We start from the raw sequence: 13,357 nt of genomic DNA, 5'->3' as shown, positions 1-13,357 counted from the left end.
ACCGGCGGACACCAGCGCGCCGCGGGTCCGCTGACAGCGATCACGCAGGTCCTCCGGCCCGCCCCGCGGTGGTCGGGGCGGGACCCTCGCCCGGGACCCTCGCCCGGGGCGCCGCCGGGTCAGCCTCGTCGGGTCAGCCCCGTCGGGGCCGCGGCAGCCGCGCCTCCGGCTCCACCCCGTCCGGCAGCGTGCCCCCGGCCTCCGGCAGCTCCGGCCCGCCGTCCACCGGGACGGGACGGGCGTAGGGCACGCGGGTGCCGAGCACGGAGGCCAGCGTGTCCTGGGCCACCCGCTGGGCCGTCAGGCCGACCCGGTCCAGGACCTGGGACCGGGAGCCGTGGTGCAGGAACTGCGTGGGCAGGCCCACCTCGTTGAGCGCGGTGTCGACACCGGCGGCGCGCATCTCCTGCCGGATCCGCGAGCCGATCCCGCCGGCGCGCACGCCGTCCTCAACGACCACCACGATGCGGTGCTGGGCGGCCAGTTCGATCACCGAGCCGGGAACCGGCAGGACCCACCGGGGGTCGACCACCGTGGCGGACACGCCGTGGGCCTCCAGCCGCTCCGCAACGTCCAGCGCGAGGCCGCTCATGGCGCCCACGGAGACCAGCAGGACGTCCCGGCGGGCACCCTCGGTGCCGCCCTCCCCGCCCCGGCGGGCGAGCACGTCCACGCCGTCCGCCAGCCGCTCGAGGGCCGGGACCGGCTCGCCCACGGAACCCTTCGGGTACCGCACGACGGTCGGGGCGTCGTCGACGGCCACCGCCTCGCGCAGCTCCTCCACGAGGGTGGGCTCGTCGCGCGGTGCGGCCAGGTGCAGGCCCGGGACGATCTGCAGCAGCGCGAGGTCCCACATCCCGTGGTGGCTGGGCCCGTCCGGGCCGGTCACCCCCGCCCGGTCGAGGACCACCGTGACGCCCGCCCGGTGCAGCGCGACGTCCATGAGCAGCTGGTCGAAGCCGCGGTTGAGGAACGTGGCGTACAGGGCCACCACCGGGTGCAGTCCGCCGTAGGCCATGCCGGCGGCCATCGCGATCGCGTGCTGCTCGGCGATCCCCACGTCCACGACCCGGTCGGGGTGGGCCGCCTGCATCTTCTGCAGCCCCACGGGGATCAGCATCGCCCCCGTGATGCCGACGACGTCCTCGCGCTCGTCGGCGATGCGGGCGATCTCGTCGCGGAACACAGCGGTCCAGCTGCGCTCCGAGGAGGTGGCCGTGGACCGCCCCGTGACCGGGTCGATCACCCCCACCGCGTGGAACTGGTCGTCCTCGTTGGCGATGGCGGGCGCGTAGCCGTGCCCCTTCTCCGTGATGGCGTGCACGATCACGGGCCCGCCGTAGTTCTTGGCGTTGCCGAGGGCCTGCTCGACGGCCTCGAGGTCGTGCCCGTCGACGGGCCCCACGTACTTCATGCCGAGGTCCTCGAAGATCCCCTGCGGCACCACGACGTCCTTGATGCCCTGCTTCATCCCGTGCAGACCCCGGTAGAGCATCTCCCCGACCGGGCCCGACCGTTTCAGGCGGTTCTTGACGGAGTCGAGGGTCTGCTCGTAGCGGCGGTCCGTGCGCACGGCGTCCACGCCCTGCTGGACGCTCGCCTGCAGCTCGGCCAGGTGGTTCGCGAAGCCGCCCACCGTGGGGGCGTAGGAGCGGCCGTTGTCGTTGACGACGATCACGACCTTGCGATCCCGGTCGGAGGCGATGTTGTTCACGGCCTCCCAGGCCATGCCGCCCGTGAGGGCCCCGTCCCCCACGACCACGACGGTGTGCCGGTCCGTCTGCCCGGTCATCGAGTAGCCGCGCGAGATGCCGTCCGCCCAGGAGAGCGATGAGGAGGCGTGGGAGGACTCGACGATGTCGTGCACGGACTCCGCGCGGTCCGGATAGCCCGAGAGCCCGCCCTCCTGGCGCAGGGTCTCGAAGTTCTTGCGGCCGGTGAGCAGCTTGTGCACGTAGGACTGGTGGCCGGTGTCGAAGACCAGGGAGTCCCTGGGCGAGTCGAAGACCCGGTGCACCCCCAGGGTGAGCTCGACGACCCCGAGGTTGGGGCCGAGGTGGCCGCCGGTCGCCGAGACGTGCCGGACGAGGAAGTCGCGGATCTCCGCGGCCAGCTCGGTCAGCTCCGCCCGGCCCAGCCCGTTGAGGTCCTCGGGCCCGGACACCCGTTCCAGAGCGCTCATTCTTCCTCCCGCACTGCTCGTCGTCGTCGGCGCCGTGTCCCGAGGACCGGGCCGGCGCGCTTGACCGATCCTACTCGGTGGCCCCGACAGACCCCCGACGCGCAGGGGCCCGGTCCGTTCCCGGACCGGGCCCCTGCGCGCAGTGGTCGCCCTGGATCAGGACTTCGCGATGTGCCTGAGCACGTACTGCAGGATGCCGCCGTTGCGGTAGTAGTCGGCCTCACCCGGCGTGTCGATGCGCAGGACCGCGTCGAACTCGACGGTGGTGCCGTCCTCCTTCGCGGCGGTGACCTTCAGCGTCTTCGGGGTGGTGCCCTCGTTGAGCCCGGTCACCCCCTGGATGTCGAAGGTCTCCGTCCCGTCGAGGCCGAGGGAGTCCGCGGACTCCCCGGCCGGGTACTGCAGCGGCAGCACGCCCATGCCGATGAGGTTGGAGCGGTGGATGCGCTCGTAGCTCTGGGCGATGACGGCCTTGACGCCGAGCAGGGAGGTGCCCTTGGCGGCCCAGTCGCGCGAGGACCCGGAACCGTACTCCTTGCCGCCCAGCACGACCAGGGGGACGCCGGCCTCCTTGTAGTTCATCGAGGCGTCGTACACCGCGGCCTGGGGGCCGCCGTCCTGGGTGAAGTCGCGGGTGAAGCCGCCCTCCACGCCGTCCAGGAGCTGGTTCTTGATCCGGATGTTGGCGAAGGTGCCGCGGATCATGACCTCGTGGTTGCCGCGACGGGAGCCGTAGGAGTTGAAGTCCTTGCGCTCCACCCCGTTCTCGATGAGGTACTTGCCGGCCGGGGTGTCGGACTTGAAGGAGCCCGCCGGGGAGATGTGGTCGGTGGTGACCGAGTCGCCCAGCTTCAGCAGCACGCGGGCTCCCGAGATGTCCTCGACCGGGCTCGTCTCCATCGTCATGCCCTCGAAGTACGGGGGCTTGCGGACGTAGGTGGACTGCGGGTTCCACTCGAACGTCTTGCCGGTCGGCGTGTCCAGGTTCTGCCAGCGCTCGTCGCCGTCGAAGATGGTGCCGTACTCCTGGGTGAACATCTCCGTGTCGATGGACGCGTCGATGATCTTCTGCACCTCGGCCGGGTCCGGCCAGATGTCCTTGAGGAACACGTCCTGGCCGTCCGCGTCCTGGCCCAGGGGCTCGGACTCGAAGTCGAAGTCCATGTTCCCGGCCAGGGCGTAGGCGATGACCAGCGGCGGGGACGCCAGGTAGTTCATCTTCACGTCCGGGTTGATGCGGCCCTCGAAGTTCCGGTTGCCAGAGAGCACCGAGGTCACGGCGAGGTCGTTGTCCTGGATCGCCTGGGAGATCTCGTCCTCCAGCGGACCGGAGTTGCCGATGCAGGTCGTGCAGCCGTAGCCGACGGTGTAGAAGCCGAGCTCCTCGAGCGCCGGGACCAGGCCGGACTTCTCGTAGTAGTCGGTGACGACCTTCGAGCCCGGGGCGATCGAGGTCTTGACCCACGGCTTCGCCTTGAGCCCCTTCTCGACGGCGTTGCGCGCCAGCACGGCCGCGGCCATCATCACCGACGGGTTGGAGGTGTTGGTGCACGAGGTGATCGAGGCGATCGACACGGCGCCGTGGTCGAGGGCGAACTCGCGGCCGTCGGGCATGGTCACGGGGACCTGCTTGGTCGGCCGGCCCTGGTCCTCGTAGGCGTGGTGCTCCCGCGGGCGGTCCGCGTCGTCCTGGTGGTCGTCCGCGGTGTAGCCGGGGGCGTCCGAGGCCGGGAAGGACTGCGCCGCGACGTCGTCGACGGTGTCGCCCGTGGCAGCGTCGTCGACGTGGGTCGCGTAGTTGAGGATGTCCTCGTGGAACTGCGCCTTCGCGTCCGTGAGCGAGATGCGGTCCTGGGGACGCTTCGGCCCGGAGATCGAGGGCACCACGGTGGAGAGGTCCAGCTCGAGGTACTCCGAGAACTTGATCTCCTCGGCCGGGTCGTGCCACATGCCCTGTTCCTTGACGTACGCCTCGACCAGCGCGACCTGGTCGTCGGAGCGGCCGGTCAGCCGCAGGTAGTCGAGGGTGACGTCGTCGATCGGGAAGATCGCGGCGGTGGAGCCGAACTCGGGGCTCATGTTGCCGATCGTGGCGCGGTTGGCCAGGGGCACGGCTCCGACGCCCTCGCCGTAGAACTCGACGAACTTGCCGACGACACCGTGCTCGCGCAGCATCTCCGTGATGGTCAGCACGACGTCGGTGGCGGTGGCGCCGGCAGGGATCTGGCCGGTGAGCTTGAAGCCCACGACGCGCGGGATGAGCATGGAGATCGGCTGGCCGAGCATCGCGGCCTCCGCCTCGATGCCGCCCACGCCCCAGCCGAGCACGCCGAGGCCGTTCTCCATCGTGGTGTGCGAGTCGGTGCCCACGCAGGTGTCCGGGTAGGCCCGCAGGACGCCACCGACCTCGCGTGTCATGACGACGCGGGCGAGGTTCTCGATGTTGACCTGGTGGACGATGCCCATGCCGGGGGGGACGACCTTGAAGTCGTCGAAGGCGGTCTGGCCCCAGCGCAGGAACTGGTAGCGCTCGCCGTTGCGCTCGTACTCGATGTCCATGTTGATGCCGATGGACCCCGAGGTGCCGAACGAGTCGATCTGCACGGAGTGGTCGATCACGAGCTCGGCCGGGGCGAGTGGGTTCACCCGGGTCGGGTCGCCGCCGAGGTCCTCGACGGCCTCGCGCATCGTGGCGAGGTCGACGATGCAGGGCACGCCGGTGAAGTCCTGCATGATCACGCGACCCGGGGTGAACTGGATCTCGATGCTCGGCTCGGCGTCGGAGTCCCAGCTGGCCAGGGACTCGATGTGCTCGGAGGTGATGTTGGCACCGTCCTCGGTGCGCAGCAGGTTCTCGAGGAGAACCTTCAGGCTGTAGGGGAGCTTCTTCGCTCCCTCCAGCGCGTTCAGTCGGAAAATCTCGTACTCGGTGCCCTTGACGTCGAGAACGCCCTTGGCCCCGAAGCTGTCCACTGTGCTCATGTTCGTGGAAATCCTCTCGCCACCGTCTGGAAAACGCTCACGGGCGGAGCTCGGCATAGTGCCGGGCGTTCCCCCGCGAACAGTCCCTGTCAGTGTAGCCGGTGCGGGCGCACCGCCTCCGGAGGGTCGCGGCACGCGCGTTCCGCGACCCTCAGGGCTCCAGGACGGCGAGGGTCTCGACGTGGTGGGTGTTCGGGTACATGTCGAACGCCCGCACGTCGCGGACCGACCACCCGGCCCGGCGGAAACGGCCGAGGTCGCGGGCGAGGGTCGCCGGGTCGCAGGCCAGGTAGGCGATCCGGCGCGGGGCCAGGGCCACCAGCTGGTCCACGACGGTGCGGCCGGCCCCGGCGCGGGGCGGGTCCAGGACCACCACGTCGGGGCGGGGGTGCCGGGGGCCGCGGGACGGCCGCGGGCCGCGTCCGGATCCGCGCCCCCCGGCAGCGGCGGGTCCGAGCCGGGCCAGGACCCTGTCCACGCTGCCCCGCTCGACCCGGACCTGCCGTCGGTCCGCGAAGGTGCGCCGGGCGTCGGCGCTCGTGACCGGTGAGCCCTCCACCGCCAGCACCGTCCCGGCCTCCCCCACCGCCTCGGCGAGGGGCGCGGTGAACAGGCCCGCGCCCGAGTAGAGGTCCAGGGCGTGCTCCCCGGGGCGCGGCCCGGCGGCCTCCGGGACGACCCGGTGGAGCAGCTCGGGCGCGCCCCGGTGGATCTGCCAGAAGCCCTCGGCGGAGAGCTCCCACCGGTACGGCCCGGCGTGCTCGACCACGAAGGGGCGCCCCGCCCAGGTCTCGGCCTCGCGCTCCCCCTCGGCGCGCGCGGTCACGGAGACCTCCCGGCGCGTCGCGAGACGGTCCAGCTCCCGGCGCAGGCGCGTCCTGTCGGCGCCGGGCACCAGGCTCAGGTGGACGAGGGGCGTGCCGCCGCCGGCCGGGGCCGCGACGTCCACGCGCTCGACCCCACGCAGGTCCAGCTCGGCCAGCCGCAGCCGGTCCGCGGCGGGGACGAGCAGCGGGAAGCTCTCCACGGGGACGATCTCGGCGCTGCGGTGCGGGTGCATGCCGATCCGCCCGTCGGCGCCGACCGCGAAATGGGCGCGGGTGCGCCATCCGCGCCCCTGCGGGTCCTCCCCCGGCACGGGCTCGACCACGATCTCGGTGTCGAGGCCGGCCAGGCGGCTCAGCTGCTCCTCGACGACGGCGGCCTTGAGGCCGCGCTGGGCGGGCAGCTCGGCGTGGCCGAACTCGGCCCCGCCGACGGGCGGGTGACCCCGCGCCCAGCTCAGCAGGGGGTCGGCGAGGTCCCACACGTGCCGGTCGCGCCGCTGCGGGTCGGCGCTCAGGACCTCGACGACGTCGCCGCGCCAGAACCGCGCCTCCGGGGCGGCCTCGGTGAGCCGGACGCGGACGACCTCGCCGGGCAGCCCGTGCCGGACGAACACCACGCGGCCCTCCACGGTGCGGGCGACGGTGTGGCCGCCGTGGGCGACCCGGCCCAGGCTCAGCTCGAGGTCGGCGTGGTCCCCGCTCACGGCCCGGGCACCTTTCGCTCGGGGACGGACTCGGGGCCGACGTCGCGCCCGGCCGCCGATGACAGGTGCCACGGGACGGAGGCCGTCATGACCCCGCGCTCCTGGTGCAGACGCGCGCGCAGCGGGCGGATGGCCTGGTTGTGCAGCAGCCGCTCCCAGCGGTGCCGGACCACGTACTCGGGCAGGTAGACGACCACGAGGTCCCGCGGCGACTTGCGGCGGACGCCTCGCACGTGGTCGAGGACCGGGCCGATGGTGTCGCGGTAGGGGGCGTTGAGGACCGTCACGGGCACCGGGATCTCCAGCCGCTGCCACTCCTCGAGGATCCTGCGGGTGGACGCCGCGTTGGTGTCCACGACCACGGCCTCGAGGGACGAGGGGCGGGAGGCCCGGGCGTAGGCGAGGGCACGCATGACCGGTTTGCGGACGGAGTTCACGTAGATGATCGCGTGCACCCGGGACGGCAGGGCCCGGACCGGGGAGTCCGGCTCGAGCGCGAGCTCGGCGTCCACGGCGTCGTAGTGGCGCCGGACCGCCGCCATGACGGCGCTCAGGAGGGCGATCGCCACGACCGTGATCCACGCCCCCTGGGTGAGCTTGGTCACGAGGACCACGACCAGCACCGCCGCGCACAGCACGAACGCGACGAGCGCCACGGCCCGGCGGCCGAGCAGCTGCCGGCGCGCGCCGGGGTGCGGGCGCATCCGCCGCACCCGCGTCCAGTGCCGGACCATGCCGGCCTGGGTCAGGGTGAAGGAGGCGAACACGCCCACGATGTAGAGCTGGATGAGGCTGTTCACCTTGGCCCCGAACGCGACGGTCAGGACCACCGCGACCAGCAGGAGCAGGAGGATCCCGTAGGTGAAGGCGAAGCGGTCACCGCGGGCCTGCAGCTGCCGGGGCAGGAAGGCGTCCCTGGCAAGCCGGGAGGCCAGGGTCGGGAAGCCGGAGAAGGCCGTGTTGGCGGCGAGCACGAGCACTCCCACGGTCGCGGCCACGAGGACGTAGAACCACACGGAGTCCGTGCCGAAGACGGTCTTGGCCAGCTGGCCCAGGACCGGGTCCTGGAAGAAGTCCGGGGCCGGGAGGTGCCCGTCGATGAGCAGCTGCTTGTCGGGGTCCCCGACCACCACCACGTCCGTGCGGTTCGCGAGGTAGAGCACGCCCATGAGCAGCGACCCTGCCAGGGCGCCCAGCACGGCCAGCGTCGCGGCCGCGTTCGCGGCGCGGGGCTTGCGGAAGTAGGGGACGGAGTTCGTGATGGTCTCCACACCGGTGAGGGCCACCGCACCCGAGGAGAACGCCCGCAGGACGAGCAGGCCGCCGGCGAGCCCGGCGAGGCCCGCGTCGAAGCCCGCCGCCGGCAGCACCTCTCGGCCGGCGCTGGGGGCCCGGCCCAGCGCGCCCGTGAGGTCCTGGACCAGGCCCACGGCCAGCAGCACCGCCAGGACCAGGAGGAAGAAATAAGTGGGCAGGGCCGAGGCACGGCCCATGAACTTCAGGCCCCGCAGGTTGAGCAGGCCCACGAACAGGATCCCGACCACGGCCATCTCCACGCGCCGGTCCGCGAGGGCGGGCAGTGCCGCGGTGACGTACTGGGCGGCCGTGGACATCGACACCGCGACGACGAGCGTGTAGTCGGCCATCAGCGCCGCCCCCACGCCCACACCGGCGGTGCGGCCCAGGTTCCGCGAGACGATCTCGTAGTCCCCGCCGCCCGAGGGATAGGCGCGCACGTTCTGCCGGTAGGCGGCGATGACGACGACCAGCACCACCAGCACGGCCAGGCCCACCCACGGCGAGACGACGACCGCCGTGGTGCCGGCGAGGGCGAGCGTGAGGATGATCTCGTCCGGCGCGTAGGCGACCGAGGAGAGCGCGTCCGAGGAGAACACCGGCAGCGCCGTGCGCTTGGGCAGCACGGCGTCGTTGAACCGCTCGTTGTGGATGGGTCGGCCGACGAGTGCTCGTCTGAGGGCCCGGGGAATGCTCTGCACGGCTCCCCACGGTAGTCCGTCGGGCGAGGATTGTCCGCCGGGCCGGGTGCGCCGCGCCGCGCCCCGTGGCCTAGGCTGAGGGTCATGGCGCATTTCGTGATCATGGGCGTGGGACGCGTCGGCGTGATGATCGCCCACGCCCTGGAGGACTCCGGGCACACCGTCGCGGTCATCGACCAGGACGACCGCGCCTTCCGCCGGCTGCGCCGGTCCTTCGACGGCAAGAAGGTGACCGGGATCGGGTTCGACCGGGAGGTGCTGCGCCGGGCCGGGATCGAGGAGGCGTACGCCTTCGCCGCGGTCTCGAGCGGGGACAACTCCAACATCATCGCCGCACGGGTCGCCCGTGAGACCTTCAAGGTCCGCCGCGTCGTGGCCCGGATCTACGACCCGTCCCGAGCCGAGTTCTACCAGCGGCTGGGCATCCCCACGGTCGCCGCGGTGCGGTGGAGCGCGGACCAGGCCCTGCGCCGGATCCTGCCCGAGCAGTCGATCACGGCCGACTTCCGGGAGGCCTCGGGCCGGCTGCAGCTGGGCGAGCTGAGCCTCGACGACTCGTGGTCCGGCCTGCACGTGGAGGCCATCGAGGAGGCCACCGGCGTGCGCGTGGCCTTCGTGACGCGGTTCGGGGAGGGCGTCCTGCCCGGCCCGGACACGAGCTACCAGCAGGGCGACGTGGTGCACGCCATGATGCGCACGGACGAGGTCGAGGCGGTCTCCCGCATCCTGTCGCGCCCGCCGGGGCGGGACGTCCTCGACTTCGCCAACTCGCTGCGCCGGGACTCCGAGGACGAGCCCGGCGCCGACCGCACGGACGAGGGAGGCCGCTGATGCGCGTGGTCGTCGTGGGAGCGGGCGCGGTGGGCGCCTCGATCGCCCGGGAGCTGCTCACCCATCACCACGAGGTGGTGATCTTCGACGAGAAGCCGGAGGTGATCGGACGGTCGGACCTGCGCGGCGCCGAGTGGATCATCGGCGACGCCTGCGAGCTCTCGACGCTGCGCGAGGGCGGGCTGGAGGAGACCGACGTCGTCGTGGCCGCCACGGGCGACGACAAGGCCAATCTCGTGGTGTCCCTGCTGGCGCGCAGCGAGTTCGGCGTGCCCCGCACCGTGGGCCGCGTCAACAACCCCAAGAACGAGTGGCTGTTCGACGACGCCTGGGGAGTGGACGTCGCGGTCTCCACGCCGCGGCTGATGACGGCCCTCGTCGAGGAGGCCGTCGAGGTCGGCGACGTCGTGCGGCTGCTCACGCTGCAGACGGGCGGGGCGACCCTGTCCGCGTACACGGTGCCGCACGACCACCCGGTCATCGCCACGATGGTCTCCCAGGTGCCGTGGCCGCCGGACGTGACCCTCGTGGCGATCCTGCGCGACGGTGTGCCCATCACCCCGTCCGGGGACGACGTCCTCGAGGGGGCGGACCAGCTGTTCTTCGTCTCGACGTCCACGGGCGAGGGCCAGCTGCGGGCGATGTTCACGACCGCCGACCAGGCCGACCAGTGGGAGCCGCACGAGGCCTGAGGGGCGGCACGGCTCAGTGGCCGCGCGGCTGCTCCGGCGGCCCGTCCTGCTCCTCCGGCGGCCCGTCCTGCTCCTCGGCGGCGATCTGCTCCGGAGGCCGGGACACGAGCCACGCGAGCCACAGGGTCAGCGCGTACAGCGGCACCCCCATCACCAGGCGGGCCACGCCCAGGCCGGTGAGGTTCCCGGCCAGGTACAGGGGGACCTGCACCAGCAGTCGAGCCGCGAACATCACCAGGAGCATCACCGTGGCCACCTGGTAGGCGCGGCGGCGCACGGGCTGCTCGCGCCACCCGGTGCCCTCCCCGCGGATGTACCCGTAGAAGACGCCGAGCAGCGGCCAGCGGGCCACCAGGGACGCGCCCAGGCCGAGGATCGAGACCGCATTGATCCAGAAGCCGGGCACGTAGTAGTCCAGGGCCTCCCCGGTGGTGCGAGCGACCAGCGCGCACACCCCCACCCCCACGAACCCGGAGAGCGCCTGCACGAGCCGCTGGCGCTGCACGAGCCGCAGGGCCGTGAAGGCCGCGGCGGTGCCCAGCGAGGCGATCAGGGCTGTGCCGAGGGGGTTGCCGAGGAGCAGCACCGCGAGGAACACGACGCCCGGCAGGACGGTCTCGGCGAGTCCGCGCCAGCCACCCACCGCGTGCAGCACGTCCAGCTGGCCGTTGTCCTTGCGCCGCATGCCGGAGCGGGCCGCGTAGGCGGCCATCGAGCGCTCCAGGTCGCTCCCGCGCCGGGGAGCACCCGCCGCGTCCTCCGGCTGCCTCGGGTCCGTCATGTGCCGGTCCGTCCTATCTGCTGATCTGCTTGGCGATGATCTCGTAGCGCGGGTTGAACATCGTGGGGCGCCCGTCGCGGAAGCTGACCACGCCCACGCAGCGCAACCGGGTGCCCGCGCCCACCCCGGGCACTCCTCGCCGGCCCTGCCACACGAGCCGCAGGGCGCGCGGCTCGGCGGGGCCGGACCCCGGCTCCAGGGCGCACTCCGGCTCGAGCAGCGCCGTGAAGTTCTGCACCCCCGTCACGGGGGGAACGGTCACCTCCACCACGAGCCCGGTGGCCATCACCCGGCGCCGGCTCCCGGTGCCGGCCGTCGCCGGGTCGAGGTCGCCGGGGCGCACGGCGGACTCGCCGACCAGGTCGATCGCGCCCGTGGAGGTCCTGGCGCGCCGCGGGGTTGCGCTCGGCTCAGGCATGGCTCAGCCGATCTCCGTGATCTCGGGGCCGCGCCGCGGCGGAGCGGGGGCCTGCGGCTGCGCGGCGGCGTCGTCCGGCCGGGCCGCCGGCGCACGCACGGATCCCTCCGGCACCGTCAGCGGGAGCAGGTCCCGCGGCGGCATGGGGCGGTCACCGCGCACCACGACCAGCTCGCGCACGACCTCCTCGAGGGCCGCGGCGGAGTCCGCCGCCACGGCGGCGCCACCGGTGAAGACCGCGCGCACGAACCAGCGGGGACCGTCGATGCCCACGAAGCGGGCCAGGCGGAAGCCGCGGGTTCCGTCGGAGGCGGTCGCCGGGAAGCGGGCGAGGACCTGCAGCCCGAAGGGCCCCTCCTCGACCGTGGGCTCCCCGTCGTCACCGTCCCGCAGGGACTGCACCAGTTCCCGGCGCACCTCGTCCCACAGCCCCTCGGACCGGGGCGCGGCGAACGCCTGGACCTGCACGGTGCCGCCGGCCAGGTCGAGGGACACGGCACGAGGGCGCTGCGTCCTTTCGTCGACCTCGAGCCGGACGCCCAGCCCCGGACGGGGCTTGACGAGCAGGGCCCCGAGGTCCAGGTACCCCTCCCGGCTCCCGATCTCGGAGACGTCCAGGGGCCCGCGGGGGCCCGCGGCGTCCGCCCCGGGGGCGGTGTCCGGGTCGGGGGTGGCGTCCTGGCGGTCCTCGGCGGACCGGTCGCCGGCGGCGTCCTGCGCCGCCCGCTTCTTCTTGCGACCGAACATCGTCTCGCTCTCCTCCGCCGGCACGGTGTGCCGGCTCGTCTGGTGGGTGCCTCGTCCGGTCGGCCGTCGTCCGGTGGGGCGGGGTCCGGGGACTCAGTGCCTGCCGCTGGAGCCGAAGCCCGCCGCGCCGCGCACCGAGTCCGGCAGGACGTCGACGACCTCGAACACGGCCTGCTCCACGCGCTGCACGACGAGCTGGGCGACGCGGTCGCCGCGGCGCACCTCGAACGGCTCGGCCGGGTCGGTGTTGAGCAGCGTGACCATGATCTCCCCACGGTAGCCCGCGTCGACGGTGCCCGGGGCGTTGACGACGGTGATCCCGTGCCGGGCGGCGAGGCCCGAGCGGGGGTGGACGAACCCGGCGTACCCCTCGGGCAGCGCGATGGCCACGCCCGTGGGGACGAGCGCCCGCTCCCCGGGTCCGAGGGTCACGTCCGTGCGCGAACGGAGGTCCGCCCCGGCGTCGCCGGGGCGGGCGTACACGGGCAGGGGGAGGTCGGGATCGAGGGCCTGCAGCGCGATGCTCAGCGGCTGCCCCCTCCCCGACGGCGGCCGGTGGCCTGTCGACTGGTCGTTCACAGTGCCCCACTCTAACGCGCCGGAGCAGTGGTGCGTTCGTGAGAACCTTGAGCCATGTCCCACCCTGCATCCTCCAGCGCGTCCCCGTCCGAGGGCCCCAGCGGCGCCCACCCGTCCTCCGCCGGGCAGCCCGGCTCGGAGCTCCTGTACGAGGAGAAGCTCACCGCCGCGTGGTGGATGTGGCTCCTCGTGCTCTTCGCGGGCCTCGTCGCCCTCGTGGCGCTCGCCCCCATCGACACGGGAGCGGCGGTGGCGGCCGCGGTCGTGGTCGCCGGCGGCACCGCCGTGCTCCTCGTCGTCTCCAGCACCTCCATCGTGATCACGGACGAGTTCCTCCAGGTCGGCCGGGCCCGGATCGAGCGCCGGTTCGTGGGCGAGGCCGAGGCCTTCCGGGGCGACGACGTGCGCCGCGTGCGCGGCCCCGAACTCGACGGACGGGCCTTCATGAACTTCCGCACGTCCGTGGGCCCCGTGGTGCGGATCCGCATCACCGACCCCGTGGACCCCACGCCGTACTGGCTGACGTCGACGCGCCACCCGGAACGCATCGTCGAGATCCTCTCCGGCCGGGACTGATCCGCGGCGGACGGCCCGGCCCGCCACGAACAGGAGCCCCG

At 73.1% G+C, this 13,357-nt stretch carries 11 protein-coding genes; 3 read left to right on the top strand and 8 right to left on the bottom strand.

Going from position 1 to position 13,357, the window contains the following annotated elements; genetic code table 11:
- Window positions 1–133 precede the first annotated feature (133 nt).
- The 4 genes from dxs to ACH9EU_RS09760 form a co-directional block, all read right to left on the bottom strand.
- Window positions 134–2,182: a 1-deoxy-D-xylulose-5-phosphate synthase gene (gene dxs, locus ACH9EU_RS09775; RefSeq protein WP_396413743.1), complete on the bottom strand. Its 2,049-nt coding sequence runs from the start codon at window positions 2,180–2,182 to the stop codon at window positions 134–136.
- A gap of 156 nt (window positions 2,183–2,338) precedes the next feature.
- Window positions 2,339–5,164: an aconitate hydratase AcnA gene (locus ACH9EU_RS09770; RefSeq protein ID WP_396413742.1), complete on the bottom strand. Its 2,826-nt coding sequence runs from the start codon at window positions 5,162–5,164 to the stop codon at window positions 2,339–2,341.
- 151 nt (window positions 5,165–5,315) lie between these two features.
- A complete protein-coding gene (locus ACH9EU_RS09765) occupies window positions 5,316–6,695 on the bottom strand; it encodes a TRAM domain-containing protein (protein WP_396413741.1) in 1,380 nt (459 codons plus the stop codon).
- Window positions 6,692–8,692 (bottom strand): amino acid permease, encoded by a 2,001-nt coding sequence (locus tag ACH9EU_RS09760; protein ID WP_396413740.1) that lies wholly within the window; start codon window positions 8,690–8,692, stop codon window positions 6,692–6,694. Before ACH9EU_RS09760 ends, ACH9EU_RS09765 begins: the two co-directional genes overlap by 4 nt.
- An 84-nt stretch (window positions 8,693–8,776) precedes the next feature.
- Between ACH9EU_RS09760 and ACH9EU_RS09755 the strand changes: the two genes are divergently transcribed.
- The gene (locus ACH9EU_RS09755; RefSeq protein ID WP_396413739.1) at window positions 8,777–9,523 is read left to right on the top strand and encodes an NAD-binding protein; all 747 of its coding nucleotides are present in this window, start codon (window positions 8,777–8,779) and stop codon (window positions 9,521–9,523) included.
- Window positions 9,523–10,215 (top strand): FAD-dependent oxidoreductase, encoded by a 693-nt coding sequence (locus ACH9EU_RS09750; protein ID WP_396413738.1) that lies wholly within the window; start codon window positions 9,523–9,525, stop codon window positions 10,213–10,215. Before ACH9EU_RS09755 ends, ACH9EU_RS09750 begins: the two co-directional genes overlap by 1 nt.
- A gap of 13 nt (window positions 10,216–10,228) precedes the next feature.
- Here the strand turns inward: ACH9EU_RS09750 and ACH9EU_RS09745 are convergent, their stop codons facing one another.
- From ACH9EU_RS09745 to dut, 4 genes are all read right to left on the bottom strand, one after another.
- Complete coding sequence (locus ACH9EU_RS09745; protein ID WP_396413737.1) at window positions 10,229–10,996, bottom strand: DUF3159 domain-containing protein; 768 nt, start codon at window positions 10,994–10,996, stop codon at window positions 10,229–10,231.
- 13 nt (window positions 10,997–11,009) lie between these two features.
- Window positions 11,010–11,414 (bottom strand): hypothetical protein, encoded by a 405-nt coding sequence (locus ACH9EU_RS09740; protein WP_396413736.1) that lies wholly within the window; start codon window positions 11,412–11,414, stop codon window positions 11,010–11,012.
- A gap of 3 nt (window positions 11,415–11,417) precedes the next feature.
- Window positions 11,418–12,161 carry a DUF3710 domain-containing protein gene (locus ACH9EU_RS09735; protein ID WP_396413735.1) on the bottom strand — a complete coding sequence of 248 codons (744 nt, stop codon included), beginning with the start codon at window positions 12,159–12,161 and terminating at the stop codon, window positions 11,418–11,420.
- Window positions 12,162–12,254: 93 nt separating this feature from the next.
- On the bottom strand, window positions 12,255–12,689 hold the full coding sequence (gene dut / locus ACH9EU_RS09730) for a dUTP diphosphatase (RefSeq protein ID WP_396413817.1): 435 nt from the start codon (window positions 12,687–12,689) through the stop codon (window positions 12,255–12,257).
- Window positions 12,690–12,794: 105 nt separating this feature from the next.
- On the opposite strand from dut, the gene ACH9EU_RS09725 reads away from it, so the two are divergent.
- Complete coding sequence (locus ACH9EU_RS09725) at window positions 12,795–13,316, top strand: DUF3093 domain-containing protein (protein WP_396413734.1); 522 nt, start codon at window positions 12,795–12,797, stop codon at window positions 13,314–13,316.
- The last annotated feature ends 41 nt before the right edge of the window (window positions 13,317–13,357 follow it).

This window comes from Kocuria rhizosphaerae (assembly GCF_044462265.1).
GTDB classification, from domain to species: Bacteria; Actinomycetota; Actinomycetes; order Actinomycetales; family Micrococcaceae; genus Kocuria; species Kocuria rhizosphaerae.
The sequence above is the reverse complement of the archived record's forward strand: the minus strand, read 5'-3'. Positions and strand labels throughout refer to the sequence as shown.

Excerpts from the sequence above, each read along its gene's own strand:
- ACH9EU_RS09740 (WP_396413736.1), bottom strand. The coding sequence starts at position 11,414 with ATGCCTGAGCCGAGCGCAACCCCGCGGCGCGCCAGGACCTCCACGGGC.
- ACH9EU_RS09770 (WP_396413742.1), bottom strand. The coding sequence starts at position 5,164 with ATGAGCACAGTGGACAGCTTCGGGGCCAAGGGCGTTCTCGACGTCAAG.
- ACH9EU_RS09750 (WP_396413738.1), top strand. The coding sequence starts at position 9,523 with ATGCGCGTGGTCGTCGTGGGAGCGGGCGCGGTGGGCGCCTCGATCGCC.
- ACH9EU_RS09745 (WP_396413737.1), bottom strand. The coding sequence starts at position 10,996 with ATGACGGACCCGAGGCAGCCGGAGGACGCGGCGGGTGCTCCCCGGCGC.
- ACH9EU_RS09755 (WP_396413739.1), top strand. The coding sequence starts at position 8,777 with ATGGCGCATTTCGTGATCATGGGCGTGGGACGCGTCGGCGTGATGATC.
- ACH9EU_RS09735 (WP_396413735.1), bottom strand. The coding sequence starts at position 12,161 with ATGTTCGGTCGCAAGAAGAAGCGGGCGGCGCAGGACGCCGCCGGCGAC.
- ACH9EU_RS09725 (WP_396413734.1), top strand. The coding sequence starts at position 12,795 with ATGTCCCACCCTGCATCCTCCAGCGCGTCCCCGTCCGAGGGCCCCAGC.
- dxs (WP_396413743.1), bottom strand. The coding sequence starts at position 2,182 with ATGAGCGCTCTGGAACGGGTGTCCGGGCCCGAGGACCTCAACGGGCTG.